22 protein-coding genes and 2 pseudogenes are annotated in these 24,891 nt (G+C 59.7%); 13 read left to right on the top strand and 11 right to left on the bottom strand.

Annotated features, from left to right (window positions below):
• Positions 1-257: 257 nt before the first annotated feature.
• Together ASF04_RS28300 and ASF04_RS26945 are read right to left on the bottom strand one after the other, a co-directional pair.
• Positions 258-455 (bottom strand): annotated as a pseudogene (locus tag ASF04_RS28300) (transposase); the annotation flags it as partial.
• Between the two features lie 48 nt (positions 456-503).
• A complete protein-coding gene (locus tag ASF04_RS26945) occupies positions 504-695 on the bottom strand; it encodes a hypothetical protein (RefSeq protein ID WP_200931114.1) in 192 nt (63 codons plus the stop codon).
• A 977-nt stretch (positions 696-1,672) separates the two neighbouring features.
• On the opposite strand from ASF04_RS26945, the gene ASF04_RS18230 reads away from it, so the two are divergent.
• Genes ASF04_RS18230 through ASF04_RS18235 form a run of 3 tightly spaced genes read left to right on the top strand, consistent with a single transcriptional unit; the run spans position 1,673 to position 2,855 of the window.
• Positions 1,673-2,359 carry a hypothetical protein gene (locus ASF04_RS18230; protein ID WP_056144814.1) on the top strand — a complete coding sequence of 229 codons (687 nt, stop codon included), beginning with the start codon at positions 1,673-1,675 and terminating at the stop codon, positions 2,357-2,359.
• Positions 2,360-2,393: 34 nt separating this feature from the next.
• Complete coding sequence (locus ASF04_RS27585; protein WP_156368696.1) at positions 2,394-2,558, top strand: hypothetical protein; 165 nt, start codon at positions 2,394-2,396, stop codon at positions 2,556-2,558.
• Between the two features lie 45 nt (positions 2,559-2,603).
• The gene (locus ASF04_RS18235; RefSeq protein WP_156368697.1) at positions 2,604-2,855 is read left to right on the top strand and encodes a hypothetical protein; all 252 of its coding nucleotides are present in this window, start codon (positions 2,604-2,606) and stop codon (positions 2,853-2,855) included.
• A 1,021-nt stretch (positions 2,856-3,876) separates the two neighbouring features.
• Here the strand turns inward: ASF04_RS18235 and ASF04_RS28305 are convergent.
• On the bottom strand, positions 3,877-4,119 hold a 243-nt coding region (locus tag ASF04_RS28305; RefSeq protein WP_229205107.1), incomplete at its 5' end, for a hypothetical protein.
• Between the two features lie 223 nt (positions 4,120-4,342).
• Between ASF04_RS28305 and ASF04_RS27590 the strand changes: the two genes are divergently transcribed.
• The 5 genes from ASF04_RS27590 (at position 4,343) to ASF04_RS18255 (ending at position 9,022) form a co-directional block, all read left to right on the top strand.
• Positions 4,343-4,744 (top strand): DUF6572 domain-containing protein, encoded by a 402-nt coding sequence (locus ASF04_RS27590; protein WP_156368698.1) that lies wholly within the window; start codon positions 4,343-4,345, stop codon positions 4,742-4,744.
• A 69-nt stretch (positions 4,745-4,813) separates the two neighbouring features.
• Complete coding sequence (locus ASF04_RS27595; protein ID WP_156368699.1) at positions 4,814-5,200, top strand: hypothetical protein; 387 nt, start codon at positions 4,814-4,816, stop codon at positions 5,198-5,200.
• A 411-nt stretch (positions 5,201-5,611) separates the two neighbouring features.
• Complete coding sequence (locus ASF04_RS18245; RefSeq protein WP_056144823.1) at positions 5,612-6,466, top strand: NAD-dependent protein deacetylase; 855 nt, start codon at positions 5,612-5,614, stop codon at positions 6,464-6,466.
• Between the two features lie 113 nt (positions 6,467-6,579).
• Complete coding sequence (locus ASF04_RS18250) at positions 6,580-7,947, top strand: family 43 glycosylhydrolase (protein WP_056144825.1); 1,368 nt, start codon at positions 6,580-6,582, stop codon at positions 7,945-7,947.
• A gap of 22 nt (positions 7,948-7,969) precedes the next feature.
• On the top strand, positions 7,970-9,022 hold the full coding sequence (locus ASF04_RS18255) for a glycoside hydrolase family 43 protein (RefSeq protein WP_056144826.1): 1,053 nt from the start codon (positions 7,970-7,972) through the stop codon (positions 9,020-9,022).
• A 24-nt stretch (positions 9,023-9,046) separates the two neighbouring features.
• Here the strand turns inward: ASF04_RS18255 and ASF04_RS18260 are convergent, their stop codons facing one another.
• The 3 genes from ASF04_RS18260 to smpB form a co-directional block, all read right to left on the bottom strand.
• Positions 9,047-9,601: a FlgO family outer membrane protein gene (locus ASF04_RS18260; RefSeq protein WP_056144827.1), complete on the bottom strand. Its 555-nt coding sequence runs from the start codon at positions 9,599-9,601 to the stop codon at positions 9,047-9,049.
• Positions 9,602-10,255: a hypothetical protein gene (locus ASF04_RS18265; RefSeq protein ID WP_229205108.1), complete on the bottom strand. Its 654-nt coding sequence runs from the start codon at positions 10,253-10,255 to the stop codon at positions 9,602-9,604. It abuts the gene before it with no gap.
• A gap of 213 nt (positions 10,256-10,468) precedes the next feature.
• A complete protein-coding gene (smpB, locus tag ASF04_RS18270) occupies positions 10,469-10,918 on the bottom strand; it encodes an SsrA-binding protein SmpB (RefSeq protein ID WP_019919646.1) in 450 nt (149 codons plus the stop codon).
• 111 nt (positions 10,919-11,029) lie between these two features.
• Here smpB and ASF04_RS18275 point away from each other — a divergent pair, with 111 nt between their 5' ends.
• Genes ASF04_RS18275 through ASF04_RS18285 form a run of 3 tightly spaced genes read left to right on the top strand, consistent with a single transcriptional unit; the run spans position 11,030 to position 12,451 of the window.
• Positions 11,030-11,479 (top strand): type II toxin-antitoxin system RatA family toxin, encoded by a 450-nt coding sequence (locus ASF04_RS18275; RefSeq protein WP_056144831.1) that lies wholly within the window; start codon positions 11,030-11,032, stop codon positions 11,477-11,479.
• Positions 11,454-11,777, top strand: a complete 324-nt coding sequence (locus ASF04_RS18280; RefSeq protein WP_056144837.1) for an RnfH family protein — start codon at positions 11,454-11,456, stop codon at positions 11,775-11,777. The genes ASF04_RS18275 and ASF04_RS18280 overlap by 26 nt, the downstream gene beginning before the upstream one ends.
• Positions 11,777-12,451, top strand: a complete 675-nt coding sequence (locus ASF04_RS18285) for a hypothetical protein (RefSeq protein ID WP_056144840.1) — start codon at positions 11,777-11,779, stop codon at positions 12,449-12,451. The genes ASF04_RS18280 and ASF04_RS18285 overlap by 1 nt, the downstream gene beginning before the upstream one ends.
• Before the next feature lie 59 nt (positions 12,452-12,510).
• On the opposite strand, the gene ASF04_RS18290 is transcribed toward ASF04_RS18285, so the two are convergent.
• From ASF04_RS18290 to ASF04_RS18305, 4 genes are all read right to left on the bottom strand, one after another.
• Positions 12,511-14,715, bottom strand: a complete 2,205-nt coding sequence (locus tag ASF04_RS18290) for a glycoside hydrolase family 3 C-terminal domain-containing protein (RefSeq protein WP_229205137.1) — start codon at positions 14,713-14,715, stop codon at positions 12,511-12,513.
• A 76-nt stretch (positions 14,716-14,791) separates the two neighbouring features.
• On the bottom strand, positions 14,792-17,176 hold the full coding sequence (locus ASF04_RS18295) for a GH36-type glycosyl hydrolase domain-containing protein (protein WP_229205109.1): 2,385 nt from the start codon (positions 17,174-17,176) through the stop codon (positions 14,792-14,794).
• A gap of 15 nt (positions 17,177-17,191) precedes the next feature.
• Positions 17,192-18,544 (bottom strand): MFS transporter, encoded by a 1,353-nt coding sequence (locus ASF04_RS18300; RefSeq protein ID WP_082488852.1) that lies wholly within the window; start codon positions 18,542-18,544, stop codon positions 17,192-17,194.
• Positions 18,545-19,018: 474 nt separating this feature from the next.
• The gene (locus tag ASF04_RS18305) at positions 19,019-20,047 is read right to left on the bottom strand and encodes a LacI family DNA-binding transcriptional regulator (RefSeq protein WP_056144846.1); all 1,029 of its coding nucleotides are present in this window, start codon (positions 20,045-20,047) and stop codon (positions 19,019-19,021) included.
• Positions 20,048-20,181: 134 nt separating this feature from the next.
• On the opposite strand from ASF04_RS18305, the gene guaB reads away from it, so the two are divergent.
• Entirely contained in the window at positions 20,182-21,645 is a 1,464-nt protein-coding gene (guaB, locus tag ASF04_RS18310; protein ID WP_056144849.1) for an IMP dehydrogenase, read from the top strand.
• Positions 21,646-21,712: 67 nt separating this feature from the next.
• Positions 21,713-23,323 (top strand): glutamine-hydrolyzing GMP synthase, encoded by a 1,611-nt coding sequence (gene guaA / locus ASF04_RS18315; protein ID WP_056144852.1) that lies wholly within the window; start codon positions 21,713-21,715, stop codon positions 23,321-23,323.
• A gap of 218 nt (positions 23,324-23,541) precedes the next feature.
• Here guaA and ASF04_RS18320 read toward each other — a convergent pair.
• Positions 23,542-24,891 (bottom strand): annotated as a pseudogene (locus tag ASF04_RS18320) (IS66 family transposase).

Raw genomic sequence — 24,891 nt, forward strand, 5'->3', positions numbered from 1 at the left:
GCCGAAACCCAGGTCTCTCGTGAACCGAGCCCCGGCAAACCGGGTCTCGGCCCTGCGGGCTCGGCCCGGCGGCCGGTTGACGCTGCCGTCATGTCCAGACTGTGCCGGCCTGCATGCAGACCACATGAAGTGAAGGACCGCCGCTTTCAACCGTCGCGCCAGCCGAACGGCACGGCTGTCACGCCGGTTGAGCCGCCGCTGGCGCTATGAAGCCGGCCGCTCCCTGGCCAACCCCCACGATGGGCAGCACGGGCCGCAGACTCCAGCTCGGCGACGCTGCGGCTCCCCGGCGGCGCCTTAGGGGCCGTGCCGCGCTTGGCCGCGCTTACCCAGTTGGCCAACGTCCCTTTGGGCATCGCGATGCGCTGCGCCGCTTCCTCTATCGTCAATCCCTGCGCCAGTACCAGTTTGACCGCCTCGGCCCGGAATTCCGGCGTGTATGTTGGTGATTTCATGTTTTCACTCCCTTTGACAAGTTTATGAAATGGAAGTGTCCATTAATTTCAGAGTACCTCAATACGCTGATAATTGGTTATAACCAAATCTCTGCTGCCAGAAGTCAGGTGAACCTTAATGTGGTCTGAATATCTACCTTTATCCTGTCGCCCTTTGTACATACACCAAAGCAGCGCAAGATAGGCATCTGACTTTCCAGCCAAGTTATCCTTGGCAAAGCTCAAAAGATACTGGCTCATTTGCACTCCAATAATGATAGGGCCGAGACGGCGCTCGGATGAAGTGATTTCATTATAGCAACCCGGCTGGCTGACCACGCAATTAATTTCTTCGATTCCCGCGCCGTCTTTCCTTAAACCCCTCCGAAGGAGATTCCCTGTACTTGGCAAGCAAGTTGGCTATTAAAGAAAAAGCTCCTCTGTGTCACAGCGAGACGGTCGCTACAGCATCATCTCATCGCTAGTTGGAGCAAACTTATTTCTTGGGCCTAGCAGGCTGCTGAAATACTGTTTTTCGCCCGACTTGCGAAAATTACCGACCTCGTAAAACGAGCCACAAGCGATTTTTTTTAGACAGCCAAGGGGTGAAGTACCCTGTGTAGCCAAAATTCCGGGCGGCGCATAGGTATTTCAGCAGCCTGCTAGTAGTGCTACGTTTTTTTTAGCACTGGCGCATTGTTTCGCCGAAGCGACTCGCCGAAGAGGGGCGTGTGATACGACGTGTGGATTAAGCGATCCATCACTGCATCTGCTACCGATTTCGCTCGCGGCATGTCGTGGTATTTTCACCGCGGCAATATGCTATGTTACCCCGACCGTCCGCAATCGGCTACAACCGCCGTTAGATTTTCGGATCAGGTCGAGTAATTAACTAGAAAAATTGTTAGGGTAAAAATGGATCATTCAACCGCGCAGAAGCTTATGGATGCCTACAAGGCATTGGAGAGGCTCTCAATGGAGCGGATAGCATCATTCGCACACTGCCGGAAGACGAGCGGACTGCGCACTTGCGTGGCCTTGCCGAGATGATGGAACACCTATCCGGATGGCGATCGTTTCCAGAAAAGTCGGATCAAGAATGATAAGTATGGCCGCTTTGGGGCGACAACGTCGCATCGGAGCAGATCATGATGTTTTCGCAACGGCAACATGCTATGCTTGAACGACCGGCTGAGAACGGTCAGGAGCCGCCGTTGCCTCTATTGAAAAAGTGACATATGGATTGGACTTACAACACGATATGGATGGATAGGTTGCCGCCCGACCGATTGGCGACGATCGATTTTGAACGCGGTGAGGGCCTGTCTAAGGTAATAGCCGATGCCACGTACTACCGCATTCAGAAGTTCAAGACTAAGGAGCCAGGATTTCATGACTTGGGGGGCATTACCTCTGCTGAATACCTTGAAGTTAACTTCTCAAACATCACGTCATTCTTGGAGATAGCAAAACTAGGCAAAATAAAGCGGCTTGAACTCAGTTGGTGTTTGAAACTGGAGAGTGATACAGGGCTCTCTGAAATCGGAGATCACCTTGAATGGCTTCATGTGAATACGTCACGAAAGTTCAGCCCGAAGAAGGACCTTTTTGAACTTCGCCATCTGAAGGTCCTTTGCTTAAATGGGTGCGCACCACTGGAGAACCTACGCTTTCTGGAGAGAATGCCAAATCTTCTGGACTTCAGATTTGTAGACACGAATGTGCGCGATGGTGATCTCACGCCACTGATGAATCATCCAAATCTTGTAAATGCCGGTTTTCTAGATAAGCGGCACTACAACATCAAGAGTGTCGACGTTAAAAACCATCTAAAAGAACGGAATGAAAAGGCAAAGGAATACACCCACAAAGGAGAGTTTCAAACGTACCGCTACAAGGCGTTTGGCGCCAAGGGGGATGCATGACACAACTTCCCATATCGGCCAATAACGGAACTTTATGTTCATTGCAAACCCCAACGTGTTTATAGCTGCTCCAGCAGGTGCTAGCTATCTGCTTGGATGGCTTCTGGATACCCTTGGGTCCAGAATTGGTTTTAGTCATGGGCTTGGTTTGATGGTGGCGCTTATATTAGTAGAAGCCATTCTCATCGCCTTTTGGTAAAAATGGGGACTTACACCAACTCGCTCGTTGACTAAGCGGATATACATGAGTGGCCAGGTCGGAATAGCGATGGCGAGTGCTGCCTTTGTTGGCGGCATTGCTTTGTCTGTGTATGCGACGGCCATTAGCGTCGAAGATGAATATTGGTCTTGGGTTCTAATGTTGGACAGAATCGATCCTGTTGGTGCAGCATTCTTTATCGCCTCCGCAGGGCTTTTTTTCGCTGCACGTATGGACCGCCTGGCCGTCATCAGCCAACCTTACCAGCGGGCTGAGATCGGCCAACAGCCGACATAAGATGAATGTACTTTGGGGGAAAGATGACTACGGTCTTGGCTGAAACTGAATGGATTCAAAACGTCGCTCCAGAGTTAGCAATTCGTTTCCTAGCTAGGCTCAGTTGTGAGATAACCATTGCCGGGCGAAATAGTTATGAGGCTGGCACTGACGAGCTGATAAACCCGAGGCAACTTCGTAGAGTCAATGAAGTTCAAAACAAGGTTACTGCATGCCTTTCCCAATTGCTCGAGGGCGAATGCCCAGATGGTTTCGTTGAGTCGATTGCTCAGAGAGTGCTTGCGGGAGACGACTATGAGTTGAGGTGCATCCTTGAACGGTCATGGCTTCAAGCGAAAAGGTACGTTCAATCGAAATAACCGCTTTGGGGCGAAAACGCCGCATCGGGGCGGATCATAATATTTTTGCAACGGAAATATGCTATGCTCGCACGAACGGCCGAGAACGGCCAAGAACAGCCATTAAATCCAGCCGACGCAAAGTTGCGGCGCGACTTCAATAACATGTTAAGAGTATTTAATGTCCGGTTCTTTCTTCCCAGTTTCCGTTCCAAATGAAGCACTTGAACTTGCGGGCTTCATTCTCGCCCACTGTGCAGCAATTGCTGACGCAAATCGAGCCGGTGAGCTGATCTGTCCATTCGCCATTCTCGAAGGCGATGATGGGAGACAGGTGGTCSACTTTGAGTCCGAAACCCAGGAGGAAGCAGTGTCTCAGGGGTGGGCCAGTCTAGGCGAGGCAAAGTCAAGCAAAGTCTCGTGGRCGTTCGGGCGTGAAGGTTTCTACAGGGAGCCTGACRGAAATGCTCTTGACGTACTGACTGTCTCYGTGTGGATGCCCGGTATGACGGAACACTACAGCGTCCTACAGCGCTTCGGGAGACGGGAGGCCCAAGCGATTTACCTCATTGGATCACCCGAATTGTTGAAGCATGAGGGTGAATCTGTGTGGATGCCCGGTATGACGGAACACTACAGCGTCCTACAGCGCTTCGGGAGACGGGAGGCCCAAGCGATTTACCTCATTGGATCACCCGAATTGTTGAAGCATGAGGGTGAATCTGCTGAACCTGTAGAGGTCTGGAACGAAAAGGCAATAGAACGTGGCGTTGCCAATCATCCCAAGGGGGCAATGTGGCTGCAATGGCGTGTCCAATGATGTAACGCTCGGCGGCATCCTTGCGATTCAGATTGAGTTTGCCAATGTTCACTTTTGGGCGACAACGGCGCATCGGGGTAGCATCCACACAATCGGCACCGGCTGGNCAAGGGGGCAATGTGGCTGCAATGGCGTGTCCAATGATGTAACGCTCGGCGGCATCCTTGCGATTCAGATTGAGTTTGCCAATGTTCACTTTTGGGCGACAACAGCGCATCGGGGCAGACCGTGATGTTTTCGCGACGGCAACATGCTATGCTGGTCTGATCGGCCGAGAACGGCCAGGAGCAGCCACTTGTTTTTGTGAGGTTAAATTATGAAAGGTTGCAGTGAAAAAACTTATTTCGATACTAGTTTCTGCGACGCTGCTGCTGTCGGCAAACGCAATTGCAGAGGTAGGTGATACGACGGTAATTGACTTGATTGCTACCAAGCCAAACTCTTCTGATGCTGTGTTATTGCTCCACCAGATGCGCACATGGAATGACGAATCCCGCAATTTGTTAGAAAAAAAATTGGAGTTTTACGAAACTGTCATTCGCACCGGAGAGTTGGCTAAACAACGACCTAACACCAGCGGAAAAAATTTTAGTATCATGGTTATTTATGCAAGCGCACCCCCTGAAGATGCTTTAGATCTGCTATCAAAAATCCAAAAGCGTATGCTTGAAAACCAGATTATCTTGCGTTGGGGAAGTCAGCAGGATATTTCAAAATTAATGACACACTAAGCGCGTACCAGACAGCTGGCGGCCAAAAGCGGTCGGATGTCCATAAATTTCAGTTTAGGAAACACTTTAGTGAAATTTCTCTTTATTTCGTTTTTATTGCTTGTTTCAGAGGCCGCGCTAGCCGCTAATGATGGAGTCCAGGCTACTCCACTAGCACATTTTTCCGGTGCTAATGCTGACTTAAAAATTAAGCTTCAGTGTCTCCAGACAGTGTCCTATCCGAAGGATATAGAAAACTGCGGCCTTCCGGGATTTGACGACAAGGCTTACCAAAAGAAAATTGAAGAATGTTTTTCTTCTCGAGGCGGGAAGGTTGTTCCTCTTAAAGTTACGCCGAATGGAAAACTTCGTAAGATAATGTTAGTGGTGCAGTGTCAGCAGATTACTGTTTCTGCTGTGTTCGAGGAAGAGCACGGCAAATTTTTACTAGCAGACATTGGGGAGCTAGTGAACTAGTTGCGCCCTACCATAGACGGCAAGCGGCCACCCTTAGCGCGCTATATGCTGCTGGCCGTCACGACGAGCTGCTTTCGTTAGTAGCGAATTTGAAAAATTCTACTTTTAAACGCGATCATTTGCTGGGGGGATTACCATCGAAGACAGATTGATATGGCTATCATAAGGTCACTGCCTTCTGTTGGGGATGTCCGTTTTGGGGCGACAGCGCCCAGTCGCAAAATTCAGGTGGTCCAGCAAGGTGCAGCGTCTCCCGGGCCTCGACGATCGTCAGTAACGTGTCAGTTTTTTTGCGCGCACAGCAGGTGAAACCCTGTCCTCTTCATACGCCGCAGTTGCCCCGCTGATGCATCGGCGGGGTGGTGGTCCGGCGCCTTCCGCCGGCCACCGTCGGACCGCCATGGTGCTAACATGGCGGCCATGAACCTTCATCCCGATCTCACAGCTCAAATCGACCAGCTCCAGACCTTTTTACACCAGCACCGCCGCGTGCTGGTACTGACCGGCGCCGGCTTGTCCACTGCGTCCGGTATCCCAGACTATCGCGACAAGGACGGCGTGCGGCGCGGCCGGGCGCCGATCCAGGGGCCCGACTTCCGGCGCGACGTGGCCGTGCAGCGCCGCTACTGGGCGCGCAGCATGGCCGGCTGGCCGGTGATGTCGAAGGCTGCGCCCAATATCGGCCACTACGCGCTGGCCGAGCTGGAAGCGGCGGGGCGCATTGACGCCATCATCACCCAGAACGTGGATGGCTTGCATTACCGCGCCGGCAGCCAGAAGGTCATCGAACTGCATGGCAATATCCACGGCGTGGTGTGCCTCGATTGCCGCACGGTCCATCCGCGCGATGAAATCCAGGCCTGGCTGGCGCGCGAGAATCCGCACATGGTCCACACCGGACCGGTCGATGGCGTGGTGCCGGAAGCACGGCCCGACGGTGACGCCGAGCTGGAATTGAACGGCCAGGATTTTCACATGCCGGTCTGCGCGCAATGTGGTGGCGCCCTGCAACCCGATGTGATTTTTTTTGGCGACAATATTCCCGCAGAGCGCACGGCGCGCGCGCTGGCGCTGGCCGACCAGGCTGACGCCTTGCTGGTGGTGGGATCGTCGTTGATGGTGTTTTCGGGCTACCGGTTCTGCAAGCTGGCTGCAGCTGCCGGCAAGCCGATCGCGGCAATCAATTTAGGGAAGACGCGGGCCGATGAACTGATCGGTCTGAAGGTGGAGGCGTCGGCGATCGAGGTTTTGCCGTTGCTGCTCTAAACCAGGCCGTATTCAATCATCGCCACGACTATTTTCCGGTCGGCAGGCTGAATGCTTGACTGGCGCATGGATCGGTTTAGTATGGTTTAGCCTTTCTAACCTCCCTGACATCCATGCATCTGCCGCTTGCCCGCCACCGCCGCATCTTGTTCGCCATGGCGCTGTCTGCCACCAGCCTGCTGGCGCCCGCCATGGGCGCGGCTCCGTCCAAATGGCCGGTCGATGCCTGGATCCGGCCACTGGCGTTTGCCGACGGTGTGCGCTGGCAGGTAAGCGACGACGGCACGCACTGGCGTCAGCTGGAGCACGCGGGATTTACGCCGCAAAATGGCGGCGGGGTGCGCGAACCGCAGTTGTCGCGGGGCGTGGACGGGCTGTTCCGGCTGCGATGGCGCGACGATCGGCAAGGTGCGCAATGGCGCTACGCCAAGTCCGCAGACCTCGTGCATTGGTCGGAAGCAGCGGCGGCCGGTGCGTCGGACGGCGTTCCGGCAACGGCTGCGCTATGGGTGCCGCCATGGCTGATCAAGGAGATGCTGGCAGCGCCGGCCGCCAGGGTTTCAGTCGCGCCGGCGCCTACGCCGGCACTGGATGGCTTCACTGCCGATCCCGCCATCCGCGTATTTGGCGATACCTATTATCTCTACCCCACGTCCGACAAGCCACATTGGCAGACCACGGATTTTTCTGTCTGGACCTCCAGCAACCTGGTGCAATGGAACAAGCAGGCGATGGTGCTCGATGTCACCCGCGACCTCGGTTGGGCCAGGATAGAAGCATGGGCGCCCGACGCCATTGCACGCGATGGCAAGTTCTTCTTTTACTTTTGCGCCGGCGGCGAGATCGGTGTTGCCAGCGCCGCCAGTCCGCTCGGACCGTTCAAGGATGTACTGGGCGCCCCGCTGATACGCAAGGGCACGGGCATCGAGACCAATCCGATCGATCCGTATCCGTACATCGACGATGACGGGCAAGCCTACCTGTACTACGGCAATGGCCGCCTGGCCAATGTGTACCGGCTCAAACAGGACATGGTGACGCTTGACGGCCCGCCGGCGGCGATCGCACTGAAGGAATTCCGCGAGGGTGTCGTGGTGTTTAAACGCCAGGGAAAGTATTACTTCATGTGGTCGATCGACGATGCGCGCAGTCCCGATTACCGGGTGGGCTGGGGTGTGGCCGATTCGCCGTTGGGGCCGGTAACGCCGGCCGCACAAAACTTTATCGTGCTGCAGCGGCATGGCGCCGCCGTCGGTACCGCCCATCACAGCGTGGTCAATGTGCCCGGTACCGACCGCTGGTACGTTGCCTACCATCGCCATGCGCTGCCGGTCGGCGGCGGTTACCAGCGCCAGACCGTGCTGGCGCGAATGGAATTCGACGCCGCCGGCAATATCCTGCCGATGGATCCGCTGGCTGCGCCATTCCAGCCCGGCGACATCGGCGAGCCCATCGTCAATGGCAAGGGCTTGCCCCGCTGATGGCGCACACCGGAGACCTGCCATGAACAAGCTGAAAATTTCCCCTCGCATGCCGGTGCGCCGGCTTTGCGCCGCCCTGTTGCTGGCAAGCGCAGCGGCGCACGCGGCGGCAGTTCCCGAACAACCAGGTTATCTGCTCGTGCACTTTACCGAAGGCGCGCCCGACAGCGAACAGATTTATTTTTCCACCAGCACCGACGGCATGCGCTGGAGCGACCTCAACGGCTCGCGCCCCGTGCTGGCATCGGACGTCGGTGAAAAAGGCTTGCGCGACCCGTCCATCGTCCGCTCGGCCGATGGCAGCAAGTTCTGGATCCTGGCCACTGATTTACGCATCGCCAGCAACAAGGGCTGGCAGGCGGCCATGCACCGGGGCAGCACGTCGATCGTGATTTACGAGTCGACCGACCTGGTGAATTGGTCTGCGCCACGGCTGGTCGATATCGCCGGCGCCATCGAAAAAGCAGGCTGCGCCTGGGCGCCGGAAGCGATCTTCGACGAAGAAACCGGTGATTACCTGGTGTACTGGACCACGATCTCCCCGGTTGACGGTATCGACAAGCCGCGGATTTATTACGCCCGCACGCGCGACTTCATCAGCTTCACGCCTGCCCGGCTGTACATCGACCGCCACGGCAATACCGGCGTGATCGATACCCAGATCGTGCGCGACGACCATCCCGGCGCGCGCTATCGCTATTTCCGTGCTTCGGGGGATGGCGAGATCACCATCGAGGGTAGCCAGCAGTTGCTCGGGGAGTGGCGCATCCTGGGCAACCTCGGTGCTATCGGACTGACCGGCAAGGATGTCGAAGGGCCGATCCTGTTCCGGATGCCGGCCAGCAGTGAATGGGGGCTATGGGTCGATCAGTACCGCTCACGTGGCGGTTATCTGGCGCTGCAGACCAGCGACCTGTCGCGCCCGCAGGACTTTCGCCGCAGTGCGCCATCGGCTGTCGATTATGGCGCCAGAAAAAAGCGCCACGGCTCGATACTCAATCTCAGCGAACAGGAATACCGGCGCGTGCTGGCACAGTGGCCTGCCGGCGCGCAGCAGCCGGTGGCGGGCAACTAACGCGGTGACATGTCGTGCTTGGGGTTAGTTACGCTGCAACATCGACCGGACTACGGCTTCCTTGGCCAGCACGTAATCCTGACCAGCCAGCACGAAGTTGGTATTCGGCTGGATCACCTTGACATTGATGAACACCATGTCGCTGGTCTCGGCATACGAGCCCACCACGATCGCTTGCGCATTGTGGGCGGTGGCCACTTCGCCGATTTCGCGGGTGAGCATCAATTCGCCCTGGTTGCGCTTCAAATACACATTGCTGCGCAATTTCATTTCCACCATCGACAGGCCGCCCTGCGCCAGGCGCGTGGACAGTTGTTCCGATACCAGCCGGCCCAGCGTGGTGGTTTGTTCCAGCTCGTCGATATTGACCAGGGTGGCCATGATCAGCGGCTTGTCGCCGGCCAGCTTGCCGGTTAGCTGGCGCATCAGCGAATCGGCCGCCTTGTAGTTGGCCTCGATGAACTGGTTGGACGAGACGGTGGTGTAATCGCGCTGTTGCTTGTCCTTGTTGGTGGCGCATGCCGACAGCAGCAGCGGCAGGATCAACAGGAGGGCGCTAGCCAGTTTGGTCATCGGCATTTACAGGTCTCCGCGTACTTTGAATACGCGCGTCAGTTTGGTGTTTTCAGGTTCAGGCTCGGTCACGCCGTACAGCGCATAGTCGGCATCGGCCACGTAATAGGCCGACGTGCTGCGCGCCAGGTAACGGTACTGATCCGACACCGAAATGGTGACGATGATCTCGGTGCGCGGCGTGGCGCCGGGCGCAAATTCGGAATCGAGCGGATCGATCGGTTCGTTTTCCACGTGCGGCGCGGTCAGCTCCTGCGCCATCCACACGCCGCCCGCCAGCGGGAAGCGCTGGCCGAAGTTGCGCCGGTACTGCGGACGGTTGGGGGCAAAGGTCAGTGTTTGCACGTCGAGGTCGATCTTGAGGGCGCCGGCCGGCGCGCGCGCCACCGTGAAGCCGTCATTCACCAGCGCCGTGATCAGCTGGGTAGCCAGCGCGCGCTGGAACGGGTTAGGTTCGGCGGGGATATTGATGTACACCGGACGGGTAGGCGTTTTTTTCAGATCCACCGCCAGTTGCCGTTCGACCGCATTGGCGACGATGCCCCAATGGTACGTTGCCTGCAGCTTGGCCTGCTTGGTGGACGGGAAGTTGGCCGCCAGCGGCGCGGGCGTGTAGCGGGTCGCGCATCCCGACAGGATCAAACCGGCTGCGACAGCCATTGCGAGTTTCAGCGCCATTTGTTGCCTCATTGTCAAAAAGTAGCTTTTGTCACGTCTCCACGCCGCACAAGCGCAGGCCAAGAATGACAAATCATCTGCGCCAAGTGTAACATGGATGTTTCTCGTTAGAAATTGCCAGGGCAATAAAAAACCCGGCGCGGGGCCGGGTTCTGTCATGGGCGCGCAACAATGGCACGCCATGATGGTTTGGCGTCAACGGTTGTGGGTCTTCATGGCGGCGGCCACTTCGCGCTTGCCGTCGCGGTCTTTCTCCGTGGCGCGCTTGTCGTGCTGCTTCTTGCCCTTGGCCAGGCCGATTTCACATTTCACTCGGCCTTCCTTGTAGTGCAGGTTGAGCGGCACCAGCGTGTAACCGGAGCGCTCCACTTTACCGATCAGCTTGTCGATCTGGGCGCGGTGCAACAACAGCTTGCGGGTGCGCACGGCTTCGGGGCTGATGTGGGTGGAGGCGGTGGGCAGGGCGCTGATGTGGGCGCCGAACAGGAACAGTTCGTCGCCACGGATGGTGACGTAAGCTTCCTTGATCTGCACGCGGGCGTCGCGGATCGCTTTGACTTCCCAACCTTCGAGCACGATGCCGGCTTCGAAACGGTCCTCGATGAAGTAGTCAAAAAATGCTTTTTTATTATCTGCTATGGTCATGAATTCGGTAAATCGACGATAAACCCGTACCGGGTCGGTTAAATTTCGGTTTCGCGTATAAAATTACGGCTAACAGCATCTTATTTCCACATCATAGCAAATGGTTAGCCAATGGCAGTAGTGCACAAATCAGTTTTCCTCGGTTACAGCGCCCAGCAGATGTTCGAACTGGTGGCGCGCATCGAAGACTATCCCAAATTCCTGCCGTGGTGCGGTGGCGTCGATATCCGCGAACGCACTGAAAACCGCACCGTGGCCAGCGTCGGCATCAACTACCACGGCGTCAAGCAAAGCTTTACCACGTCCAACGACAACGTGCCGTTCGAATCGATCCGCATGAAGCTCGTCGATGGTCCGTTCAAATGCCTCGACGGCGTGTGGACCTTCAAGGCCCTGCGCGAAGACGCCTGCAAGATCGAACTCGACCTGCGCTACGAATTTTCCAGCACCATCCTCGACAAGCTGGTGGGCCCCGTATTTGGCATGATCGCCAACAGCATGGTCGATTCCTTCTGCAAGCGCGCGGAGACGGTGTATGGAAATTCCCCCCTTCGTGGTTGATACGGCTGCCACTTTTACCGTAGAAGTCTGCTACGCCAGCGACACCGTGCAGTTCCTGCGCGCGTTGCAGGTGGCGCCCGGTACCACCATCGAGCAGGCGCTGGCCGTGTCCGGCGTGGCCGTCGAGGTACCCGGCATCGACCTGGCTACCCTGCAGACCGGCATCTACGGCAAGAAAAAACCGCTCGATACAACTTTACGGCCCCACGACCGGGTGGAGCTCTACCGCCCCCTGATCGCCGATCCCAAGAACGCGCGGCGCCGCCGCAAGAATCCCCCTGTCACTTCCGCTTCCTGATGCCCGATACACAACCTGCTCCCTCCATCCTGCGCCGCGCCGGCATAGTGCTCCTTGCGCTGTGCGCGTTCGAACTGGCCTGGATGGCATGGCGCATCGCCACCGGCGCCGATTATTCGTACAGCATGATCATCCCCGCCCTGATCGGCGGCATCTACCTGGTGCGCGGCAGCCTGCGTGCCGCCTTCTTCCTGGTCTGGATCGCCAGCGTGCTGCTGCCGCTGGCGCTGGCCATGTTCGTGCTCACGCTGCTGCAGCCGTTCGACCTGACCCTCACGCAATGGCAGCTCGACCCCGGTGCGCAACTGGCGGTGCTGCTGCCGCTGCTGCTGTTTTGCGCCGTGCTGCACTGGCTGCGCACCGAACTGCTGCGCCAACCCGTACGCACTGCCATCCTGTCGAGCGGCCGGCGCGAACCGGCAGCCCACCTGGCGCTGGGCGTGGGCGTGGTGCTGGCATTGCTGGCGCTGGGCGGCCACCAGTTGGGCCGCGATGCCGACCTGGTACGCAAGGCCGAATTCCTGGCCAAAGAAAAGCACGGCGAGGAATACCACTACTACGCCAGCAAGATCACCCCGCGCGACGACATGGAAGGCACGTTTGTCGAGGCGAAGGTGCAGGCCTGGCGCGCGGACCGGATCGATACCGTGGACGTTTTCTGGAAAGAGAAGTAGGCGCGCGCCGGGGGGGGAGTGGGGAAGTCCCGCGCGAGTGCGCGGGACTGAACGACAAGTTACTTGCCGTGGATATCGACGGTTTGCGCGTCGAGGCTGACCTTGACCGTGGCGGCAGGCTTGGCGCCTGCCGAGTCGGCTAGCGTTACCACGTATTCACCTGCAGCGATCTTCCAGGTCTTGCTGGCGCTGTCGTACATGGCCAGCAGGCGCGGATCGACCTTGACGGTGGCTTTGCCGGTTTCGCCGGCTTTGACTTCCACTTTATCCCAGCCGCCCAGGCGCTTCGGCGCTTCCCAGCCGCCCTTGGCTGGTGCGATGTACACCTGGCCCACCGCCTTGCCGTCACGCTTGCCGGTGTTCTTCACGGTGAAGGTCACCTCGATGCCCTTGTCGGCCTTGTTCGCCGCCAGGTCGGACAGCGCGAACGTTGTGTACGACAGGCCGTAACCGAACGGGAACAGCGGCTTGTGGCCCTTCAGATCGAACCACTTGTAGCCGACCGCCGCGCCTTCGATGTTGTAGTTGGTGGTGGTCTTGTTGAGGATGTCCTCGTCCTTGGTCACGGCGTCGCCGTCGATCACGGGACGCGGCAGCTGCGCCACCGAGGCCGGGAAGGTGGCCGGCAGGCGGCCGCTCGGATTGACTTCGCCGGTCAGAACGCGCGCAATCGCCGCGCCGCCATTGGTACCCGGGTACCACGCTTCCAGCACGGCCGCCACGTTGTTCAGCCACGGCATCACCACCGGGCCGCCCGTTTGCAGCACCACCACGGTCTTGCTGTTGGCCTTGGCCACGGCGGCGATCAGGTCGTCCTGCTTGTTGGGCAGGTTCAGGTCCGGCGCGTCGATGCTCTCGGCGGTCCACTGGTTGCCGAACACGATCACCAGGTCGGACGATGCTGCCAGCTTGGCGGCCGCATTGAGATCTTTACCGTCGGCGTAGCTGATCTTGGCCTTGGTGCGCGACGCCAGTTCCTGCATCGGCGACGAGCGGTGATAGACCATCGGGCCCGGGAAGAATTGCGGACCTTCGTTCGGTACCGGCGACAGGCCGATCGGATACACCTGGGCCGAACCGCCGCCCGACATCACGCCCACATTGGCGTGGCCGCCGATGATGGCGATGGTGCGCACGGTGGCCGCCAGCGGCAGGATGTCGCGGCTGTTCTTGAGCAGGACCATGCCTTCTTCGGCGCCGGTCTGCGAGATCTTGCCGTTGGCGGCAAAGTCGATGCCGGCGTCCTTGGTGGTGGCGGCTTTCACCGGATGTTCGGCCAGGCCGTGGGCGAACATGGTGCGCGTGATGCGCTTGACCATGTCGTCGAGGCGCGACTGCGGCACGTGGCCGTTGACCACCGCTTCCTTCAGTGCCTCGTTGAAGTACGCCGACTTGTCGAACGGATGGCCCGACTGCTGGTCCAGGCCTGCCATGGCGGCCGGGATCGTGGAGTGGGTGGCGCCCCAGTCGGACATCACGTAACCCTTGAAGCCCCAGTCTTTCTTCAGTACTTCATTGAGCAGGTAATCGCTCTCGCAAGCATACGGGCCGTTCACGCGGTTGTACGCGCACATGACGGAGCCGGGATCGCCCACTTCCATCGCGATCTGCAAGGCCAGCAGGTCGGACATGCGGCCGGCCGCGTCTTCGATCTTGACGTTGATGTGATTGCGGTTGGTTTCCTGGTCGTTGAACGCGAAGTGCTTGAGCGTGGAGACCATGTGGTTCGACTGGATGCCGCGAATCTGCTCGCCGACCATCACGCCGGCCAGCAGCGGGTCTTCGCCGCCGTATTCGAAATTGCGGCCGTTGCGCGGTTCGCGCATCAGGTTCACGCTCCCGGCCAGCATGATGTTAAAGCCGCTCAGGCGCGCCTCGCTGCCGATCATGTGGCCGCCGGCAAATGCCAGCTTGCGGTCCCAGGTGGCGGTGGTTGACAGGCCCGAGGGCAGGGAAGTGCGTTCGACCGGGTTCTTGGAAGCGGCTTGCGTGGCCACGCCCATGCCGGCGTCGGCCTGCCATTGCGACGGCAAACCGAGGCGCTCGATGCCGGGCACGAAGCCGGCCGAATCCTTGCGGCCGTCTTTCGGGGCCAGGTACTGCTTGGATTCGAAATCGGTGGAGAAGTAGCCGAACACGGTCTGGATTTTTTCATCCAGCGTCATCGCCTTGACCAGCTGGTCGGCGCGCGCGTCCGGCGACTGCGCGGCGTCGAGCCAGGGGCGGTTGGCTTCGGGGGCGGCATGGGCCGCGCCAGTCATCATGAGGGGGTAGGCCAGGGCCAGCGACAACCAGAGACGCTTCTTCAATTTGTTTATCCTTGTAGTTAGATTTCTATCTTTAACGCGGAATCAGGACTTCCAGCGCGTGTACTCCACCCGCAACGATACCTGTCACTTTCGTATCAGGCAATCGTTTTCCGTCGAGTTTGACAACGATTTCATGAATATCGCCGCGTTGTATAACTACATCGAAGGTCGCTCCGCGGAATTGGCGCACCACGCGTATGCCATCCCAGTGTTTCGGCAGTTGCGGCGCCACGCGCAGGCCATCGATCTCGCCCTGCAAGCCGCACAGCCCTTCGATGAAGCAGCGGTACACCCACGACACGGTGCCGGTATTGAACAACTGGCTCGAGCGGCCTGCCGTGCGCCGATACTGGTGGTAAGCGCCGCGATAGTAGTTGGGGATGAACACCGGCAGCTGGCCGCGTTGCAGGTAGTCTGCCTCGGTCGGGCCGGGGATCATCTGGCGCAGCAGTTCGTAGGCGCGGTCGCCTTCGCCCACCGAGTACAGGCTGTAGATGTAGAAGATCGACGCGTGGTTGTACACCGCGCCATTTTCCGCCGACCCCGGGTGTTTTTGCGTGACGCGGCCCACGTCGTCGCGCATGGCGCTGTACGGCGGCGCGAACATGGCCACGCCGTACGGCGTGTGCAACTGCTGCTTCACCTGCTCGACAATCGACGCGCGCTGGCCCGCATTGGCCGCGCCGCCCAGCATGGCCCAGGCCTGCGGGTTCAGGTAGATTCGCCCTTCGACATCTTTCGACACGCCGAAGACCACGTTGTCGTCGGTGATGCCGCGCGCGTACCAGTCGCCGTCCCACAGGTGCTCGTTGGCGGCGCGGTTGACGGCTTGGGCGCCGCTGCGGAAATGCTTGGACTTGTCGGCCAGCGCACCGTCGATGTGAGCGCCTTGCTCGCACATCCCGGCCCACAGGTTGAGTGCGTACGCGGTGGCCACCGTCAGCCAGCCGGAAACGCCTTTGCCCTTGTAGCCAACCATGTTCATCGGATCGCACCAGTCGCCCTGGGCGATGTAACTGAGGCCGCGCGCATCGCGCGCCTGCAGCAACCAGTCCATGGCGGCGTGCATGCGTTCGGCCACGGTCAGCGTCACGCCGCTGTCTTTTCCGGTCACCGGCGCGGCCAGCACGTCGTAGTCACCGGTCTCGTCGAGATAGACTTTCAACGCGATCGGCAGCCACACGCAGTGGTCAGTATGCGGCACCTGGTTGATGTATTTGAGCTCCGCCCCCTCGACCAGCAAGATCCCGTCCGGCATGGCGCCGCTGGCTTCCTGCTGCGCCAGCGCGTGCAGCAGCGCCGCGCGCATCACGGCGGGCTTGATGAAGCTCATGCCCATATTGTCTTGCAGGTAGTTGCGGGTTTGCGGATCGGTGGACAGGCGATTGACGTCGCCGTGGTAGAACACCTGGCGTGGCAGCCAGTGGTTGACGAAGTTGTCGAGTTCCTTGTCGGGCGTGTCGATACGCAGGCAGCCGGTGCCGCTGGCGATGTAGTCGGCATAGTCGGCGCGGGCCTTGGTAAAACCTTCGGCGTGGAGGTAGCGCGCACGTACGGCGGCGATTTCGGCGTCATCGAAAGCGGGGCCGAAGATGAAGCGGTAGTCGTGCGAGGCGTTCGCGTCTAGCGCCAGGCGGTACTGGACCACGGCGGCAGGCGTTTCGTAACGGGCGTCGCCGTTGGCCAACAGCTCGGCATCGATGGCGGTGGGGCGATGCAGGCCGCCTTCGCCTTCGAACGCCTGCTGCTGTACTTCCCACGCGTCGGGTGCTTCTTCGCACAGGAAGTAGGTCTTGTCCTTGAAATCCTTTTGCTTGAAGTAGTCGGCTACCTTCTGGTACGGCGCCACGCTGCTGGCCACCACGCCGCCCAGGTCCGGCCGATACTCGCCCGATTGATTCATCCACGACATGTAGCCGATCGGGAAATACGGGTACACACTGAGCTTGCGTGCGCGGCCCGACAGGTCGGACACGCGCAGCGACCACAGTTCCACCACGTCCGACGTCGGAATGGAGAGGGTGAGTTCCACCCGTACGCCCAGGTGTTCGACAGTCCAGGCCAGGTCGTTCTTGCCGACCGAGAAAGCGAAACGGTCAACCGGTGCGCGTACCGGCTCGTACGGCGCGGAGAACAGTTCACCGGTTTCCTCGTCCTTGATGTAGAAGAAGCGGCCCGGGTGGTGAGCGTAGTAATTCTGCTCCGGCTGCATGAAGGTCTTGGCCTCCAGGTTGGGCGCGTGCGCATACTTGGCCGGCTCCGGCTGCATGAACTGGGCCACCGCGTAACCGCGACAGGTCACCTGGATCATCATCTTCTGGTTCCACAGGAAGCCGCCCGCGCGCGGCATGGCCGTGGGGCTGGTCAGTTCGTAGCGATTGCCATCATCGGCAGGGCTTAACATCGGGCGTGACATGAAACGGGTCTCCATTTATTGAATTTTGCGCGCTTGCAGGTCGGCCTGGATCTGGACCAGCTTGCGGTTGTCGAGGTTATAGAAAAACATCACGGCCACGGCCAGCACCGCAAACGCTGCGGGGATGAACGACATCAGCCACACGATGCCGGCCTGAGAGCCGCTGTTCTGGGCCGAATTGGCCACGTACCCGAGCACCGTGAACAGCCAGCCGATCACCGCTACCGCGATGGCGGTCCCCAGCTTTTGCGAGAAGGTGGCGGCGGCAAACGTCATCGCGGTGGCGCGGCGGCCGGTGCGCCATTCGTTGTAGTCGGCGGTGTCGGCATACATCGAGAACGCCAGCGGCGACTTGGGGCCGAGCGCCAGGCCCATGCCGATCTGCAGTGCGAACATCAAGGTGACCTGGTCGCTGGGCACGAAGAAGAAGGCCGAGGACAGCACGGCGGTAATGCTCATCAGGATGATCATGAGCTTTTTCTTGTCCACGTAGCGCGTCATCAGGGGCGTGAGCGAGGCGCCGATGGCGGCCGAGATCATGTACGCCGGCACGAAGCCCTGCATCAGCTCCGGGCGGCCTACCACGTACTTGAAGTAGTAGGCGGCGCTGGTGGTGCGCAGGGTGATGGTGATCATGATGATCAAGGCCAGGAAGAACAGCACTACCCACGGCCGGTTTTGCGACAGGTCGCGAATGTCCTGCATCACGTTCGACTTTTGCGATGGGGGAGGGGCGATCCGTTCACGCGTATTGAAAAAGGTGAGCACGAACAGCAGCGAGGCGAAAATGCTCCACACCAGCATGGTCAGTTGCCAGCCCAGCTTGTCGTTGCCGTTGCCGAGCCAGCCCACCATGGCCGGCGTGGCGGCGGTGACCAGGGTGCCACCGGCAAACGCGAAGATGAAGCGCAGGCCGTTGACGGTGGAGCGCTCCTGCGGATCGGCCGACAGCACGCCGGACAGCGCGTTGTATGGAATATTGATGCAGGTGTAGCAGACCATCATCAGCAGGTAGGTGCCGTAGGCCCAGACCAGTTTGCCGTCGTGCGACAGGTCGGGCGTGGTGTAAGTGAGGATGGCGGCGCAGCCGAGCGGAATCGGCACCCACAGCAGGTAAGGGCGGAACTTGCCGAAGCGGGTGGTGGTGCGGTCGGCGGCAGCGCCGATCATGGGGTCGGTGAAGGCATTGATGATCTTCACCGAGAACATCATCGACGCCGCCGCAGCAGCCGAGATGCCGAACACGTCGGTGTAGAAGATCAGCAGGAAGGTGGCGATATTGGTCCAATAAAAATTGAACCCCATGTCGGCCACGCCGTAGCTGAATTTTTCGCGCCAGGTAAGCGGCGCAGTCTGGGTTGGAATCACAATCGCCTTCAAAAAGAAGGCAGCGGAGCGCTCGCCCCACTGCCCGGAACAGGGATCACGCCGGTGGACGCTACCCTGAGAGAGCCCAATAACAAAAAACCATGTTAGCGCTAACAGCGATGTTACGCAGTGTAAGGGTTTGCCAAGATTTGTAAACAGAATTTCATGTTGCGGCGCAGCGAATCAACTCCTGGAAAATTTCCAGAAACGAAACAGTCAGCACGCCAGAGCGAGGGGGACTCCTGCGATGACCATTAATGCACTGTAGAACCCATAGTCTGCAGCTAATTCAGAGATCCCCCACTCGTGGGAAAATGGGTTGACGCAGTATTTTTCGCCGGTTTTCAGATCAACCATGAGAGCCGGGGTACCTAGCTCGCCATATACCCAGATGGCAAAGCCCGATAGCGCCAGGGCTGAAAAGATAATATCGCGCCGATGTGTAAGTTGTCGTGCGTTCATATCAGTACAATTTCAGGCACTCTCGCGCGCCATCAAGGTAAATCCCAGATCGATCTGCCGCACCGCCGGCGCATCGCCCTTGATGACCGACCGCAGCAAGGTGGCGGCCTCGAAACCGATGCGGTAGCGCGGCGTGCCGATCGTGGTCAGCGACGGATTCATCCAGGCCGATGCCGGCAAATCGTTGAAGCCGCAAATGGCCAGTTGCGCTGGCACCGCGATGCCGCGCCGCTGGCACTGGTAAATGGCGCCGTGGGCCAGGTCGTCGTTGCAGCAGAAGATGGCGTCGCAGTCGGGCGCTTGCGCCAGCATGCGACCCACCAGTTCGGCGCCGAGGGCCAAAGTGGATGGATCGGGCACCATGACTTCAAGTCGGGGGTCAAGCAGGCCGGCTTCGTGCATGGCCTTGCGGTAGCCTTCGGCGCGGCGCAGGGTGCGCTCGTCGAGCTGGGCGCCGATGAAGCCGATGCGCTTGTGGCCCTTGTCCAGCAAGTAGCGGGTCATCGCGTGACCGGCCTGGAATTGCGAGAATCCCACGGTGAGCTGGGCCGGGTCGGTGGACATGTCCATCATCGACACCACCGGCACGCGCGAAGTGGTCAGTATCTGCTGTACGCGGTCGCTGTGGGTCAGGCCCGACAGCAGCATGCCGTCCGGGTTCGATTGCAGGTAAGTGTTGATCAGCTTTTCTTCTTCGCGGTCCGAGTAGCGCGTGTTGCCGATCAGGATCTGGTAGCCGTCGGCGTCGAGCGCATCCTGGATACCGGCCAGCACCTCGGTAAACACCGCGTTCGACAGCGACGGCACCAGCACCGCGATCACCTTCGATTGCGACGAAGCCAGCGCCCGCGCAGCGCGGTTGGGCACATAGCCCAGTTCCAGCACGGCTTTATCCACGCGGTCGCGCAGCGCTTGCGACACCATGTCGGGCTGAGTGATGGCGCGCGAGGCTGTCATGGTGGCCACGCCTGCATGTTGGGCCACCATTGCCAGGGTAATGCGCCCGCTGGCGCGGCTGCGGACCGCTTGTGATTTCGTCATCGACTTGGCTCATGAACATTGATAGCGATATCATACGGCAGCTATGGTGAAAGTGACAGCGGCCGATCGCAAGCTATGCCTGACAGCAAGGCCGTTTTCCTGTACAATGCCGCTTTGCGCCTATAGGAAATACTATGCGTCTACTCCAAAAAGCACTCACGTTCGATGACGTGCTCCTCGTTCCAGCCTATTCCAACGTCTTGCCTGCAGATACGTCCCTCAAGACGCGCCTGACCCGCAATATCAGCATCAACATCCCGCTGCTGTCCGCCGCGATGGATACCGTGACCGAAGGCCGCCTGGCCATCGCCATGGCGCAAGAGGGCGGCATCGGCATCATCCATAAAAACCTGCGCCCGGCCGACCAGGCCCGCGAGGTTGCCAAGGTCAAGCGTTTTGAAGCTGGCGTGCTGCGTGATCCGATCACGATCCCGCCGGACATGAAAATCCGCGACGTCATCAAGCTGACCGAGTTGCATGGTATTTCCGGTTTCCCTGTCGTTGAAGGCAAGGAAGTCGTCGGCATCATCACCAACCGCGATCTGCGCTTCGAACAGGAACTGGACGCCGAAGTGCGCGCCAAGATGACCCCGCGCGAAAAGCTCGTGTACGTCAAGGACGACGAAGACCGTGACGAAGCCAAGCGCCTGATGAACAAGCACCGCCTTGAGCGCGTGCTGGTCGTCAACGACAGCTTCGAGCTGCGCGGCCTGATCACGGTAAAAGATATCCAGAAATCGACCGAGCACCCGAATGCGTCGAAAGACTCGCACGGCAAGCTGCTGGTCGGCGCTGCCGTTGGCGTCGGTGCCAAGGATGAAGAGCGTATCGATCTGCTGGTTGCTGCCGGCGTGGACGTGCTGGTGGTCGATACCGCCCACGGCCACTCGCAAGGCATTCTCGACCGCGTGAAGTGGATCAAGACCAAGTACCCGCACGTGGACGTCATCGGCGGCAACATCGCTACTGCCGCTGCCGCGCTGGCGCTGGTGGAATACGGCGCCGATGCAGTCAAGGTCGGCATCGGTCCGGGCTCGATCTGCACCACCCGTATCGTTGCTGGCGTCGGTGTACCGCAAATCACCGCGATCTCCAACGTGGCCGAAGCACTGGAAGGCACGGGCGTGCCATGTATCGCCGACGGCGGTATCCGCTTCTCGGGCGACATCTCGAAAGCACTGGCCGCTGGCGCCTCGACCGTCATGATGGGTTCGATGTTTGCCGGTACCGAAGAAGCACCTGGCGAAGTGATCCTGTACCAGGGCCGTTCGTACAAGTCGTATCGCGGCATGGGCTCGCTGGGCGCCATGTCCGACGGTTCCGCTGACCGCTACTTCCAGGACGCCACCATGAAGGCCGACAAGTTCGTGCCTGAAGGTATCGAAGGCCGTGTCGCTTACAAGGGCTCGGTGCTGGCGATTATCTTCCAGCTGGTGGGCGGCGTGCGCCAGTCGATGGGTTATTGCGGCTGCGCCACCATCGAAGAGCTGCGCAACAAGGCGGAGTTCGTCGAGATCACCTCGGCCGGCATGCGTGAATCGCATGTGCACGACGTGCAAATCACCAAGGAAGCGCCGAACTACCGTTCGGGCGACTAAGTCCTTGCAAACGCCGGCATGATGCCGGCGTTTTTCTATAGTCTTCATACTGCTCAGTACCTATCCTATGCACTCAAAAATCCTCATTCTCGATTTCGGCTCCCAAGTAACCCAGCTGATCGCGCGCCGCGTGCGCGATTCCGGCGTGTTCTCGGAAGTGTTCCCGTATGACGTCAGCGACGAATTCGTCCGCAACTACGGCGCCGCCGGCGTGATCCTGTCGGGCAGCCACAGCTCCACCCTGGAAGGCGATGCCCCGCAGGCGCCTGCCGCCGTGTTCGAACTGGGCGTGCCGGTACTGGGCATCTGCTACGGCATGCAAACCATGGCCGCGCAACTGGGCGGCAAGGTCGAAAACGGCCTGGTGCGTGAATTCGGCTACGCCGAAGTGCGCGCCCGCAGCCACACCAAGCTGCTCGACGGCATCAACGACTTCGTCACCGAGGAAGGCCACGGCATGCTCAAGGTCTGGATGAGCCACGGCGACAAGGTCCTGGAAATGCCGCCAGGCTTCGTCCTGATGGGCAACACCCCGAGCTGCCCGATCGCCGCCATGGCCAACGAAGAAAAGCACTTCTACGGCGTGCAATGGCACCCGGAAGTCACGCACACGGTGCAGGGCAAGGCCATGCTGGGCCGTTTCGTGCACGAGATCTGCGGCTGCAAGGCCGACTGGAACATGCCCGACTACATCACCGAAGCGGTCGAGAAAATCCGCGCGCAAGTCGGCACCGATGAAGTGATCCTCGGCCTGTCCGGCGGCGTCGATTCGTCCGTCGCTGCCGCGCTGATCCACCGCGCCATCGGCGACCAGCTGACTTGCGTGTTCGTCGATCACGGCCTGCTGCGCCTCGACGAAGGCAAGATGGTCATGGACATGTTCGCCAAGAACCTGGGCGTCAAAGTCATCCGCATTGATGCCGAAGACCAGTTCATGGGCCACCTGGCCGGCGTTGCCGATCCTGAGCAGAAGCGCAAGATCATCGGCCGCGAGTTCGTCGAAGTATTCAATGCCGAATCGGGCAAACTGGTCAACGCCAAATGGCTGGCGCAAGGCACGATTTACCCGGACGTGATCGAGTCGGCCGGCAAGGGTAAGAAGGGCCAGACCATCAAGAGCCACCACAACGTGGGCGGCCTGCCGGAACACATGAAGTTGTCGTTGCTGGAACCGCTGCGCGAACTGTTCAAGGACGAAGTGCGCAAGCTGGGCGTGGCACTGGGCCTGCCGCACGACATGGTTTATCGTCATCCGTTCCCGGGCCCTGGCCTCGGCGTGCGTATCCTCGGCGAAGTGAAGAAAGACTTCGCCGACCTGCTGCGCCGCGCCGACGCGATCTTCATTGAAGAACTGCGCAACACCCCATACGAGTTCATCGCCGGCCAGGCCGTCGATAGCGACAACCTGCCGAAGAACTGGTACGAAGCGACGTCGCAGGCGTTTGCGGTGTTCCTGCCGGTGAAATCGGTGGGTGTGATGGGCGATGGCCGTACTTATGAATACGTGGTGGCCTTGCGCGCGGTGCAGACGCAGGACTTCATGACGGCGCACTGGGCGCATCTGCCGCATGCGTTGTTGGGTAAGGTTTCCAACAGGATCATCAATGAAGTGCGTGGTATCAATCGCGTCGTTTATGACATTTCTGGTAAGCCACCTGCAACGATTGAGTGGGAATGATTTTCTAGTCGGCAGAGGCCGGCAACCGCTGGCAGACTGATCCTTCCAAGCCCCTGATTTTCAGGGGCTTTTTCATTTTCGGGCAGCGATGGTTCGCAAGCACAGGCATTCGTAAGCAGCGCGGTTGATGGTATTCATGATGGTATTGCTACTGTGCTGAATTTGCTCGGGAGCAGCGTATACCGTAAGCAGCCAGCCGCCCCACCTGTACAGCGTACTTAGGTTTGGATAAAGTCCGGGAATGGCAGCAGCGAGTCGATCTGGCTGTTGGGGCACGTCGGGAGACGTTCCAGTACATCGGCCAGCCAGCGCGCGGGATCTAGTCCGTTGAGCTTGGCCGTAGCAAACAGACTCTGTATCGCGGCGGCACGACGGCCGGCCCGCTCCGATCCGGTGAAGAGCCAGTTTTTCTTGCCGATAGCAATCGGACGGATGGCGTTTTCGATCGGGTTGTTGTCGATCGGCAGCGTGCCAGAGCTGGCATAGCGCTCCAGCGCCGGGCAGCGCTGGCATGGCCTGGCGCTGGCGCAGCGCCAGGCGCTGCGGCGGATCGAGTCCGGCGCCTTGCTGCTCGATCACGTACAGCGCCGCGATGCGGTGCAACGCCTCCTCGGCAACGGGGCTGCCGTTGGCGGCGTGCACGTCGAAGAATTTGCGTCGGATATGGGCCAGGCAGGCCAGTTCGGTCGGGCCGTCGGCGAACAGGCCTTGTAACCGGCGTAGTCGTCCACCATCAGGTGGCCGCGCCAGCCATGCAGGAAGGCGCGCGCGTGGGCGTCGGCGCGGCTGATCTGGTAGTCGAAGACGACGATAGGTGGGCCATGGTCATGGACGCCGGATCGATAAGCCCACAGGTAGGCGTGGCGTGTCTTGCCGCTGCCAGGGTCAAGCTGGCGCACCGGCGTTTCATCGGCATGCAGGCAGTCATGTTGCCGCAGTAGTTCGGCCAGCCGGTTGGCCAGCGGCTGCAGCGCCACGCCGATGCGCCCGATCCACTCGGCCAGCGTCGAGCGTGCCAGCGGCACGCCCTGGCGCGCGGCGATCTGCTCGATCCGGAACAAAGGCAGATGGTCGAGATACTTGCTGGCAGTTACCCATGCCAGCAGGCCGGTGGCCGCCAAGCCGCCATCGATGACGGCCGCCGGGATCAGCGCGGCCGTCACCGTCTCGCATGGACGGCACGCATACTGCGGACGAATATGGCGATGCACGAAGAAGCGCGCCGGCTCCACGTCCAGTTGCTCGCTGACGTCCTCGCCGATCTTGACCAGGTCGGCGCCGCACTGGCCGCACTGGCACGACTCGGGCTCGTGGCGGTGTTCAATGCGGGGCAGCTCAGGCGGCAGCGGCTGGCGACCTGCGCGCTGACGTTGCCGCTTGGCCGGCGCCTGGCTTTCGAGCTCTTCCTCGATGGCGGCCAGGTCGGTATTGACCGTTTCCTCGAACAGCAGCCGTTGCTCGCCGACGAGCGCTTCGCTGGCCTTGCCGAAACGTGCTCGCCGATAGTAGGCCAGCTCGTGCGTGAGCGCGGCGATCTTGAAATCCTTCTCGGCCAGCTTGATCTGCAT

The organism is Duganella sp. Leaf61 (assembly GCF_001421905.1).
Lineage (GTDB): Bacteria > Pseudomonadota > Gammaproteobacteria > Burkholderiales > Burkholderiaceae_D > Rugamonas > Rugamonas zoogloeoides.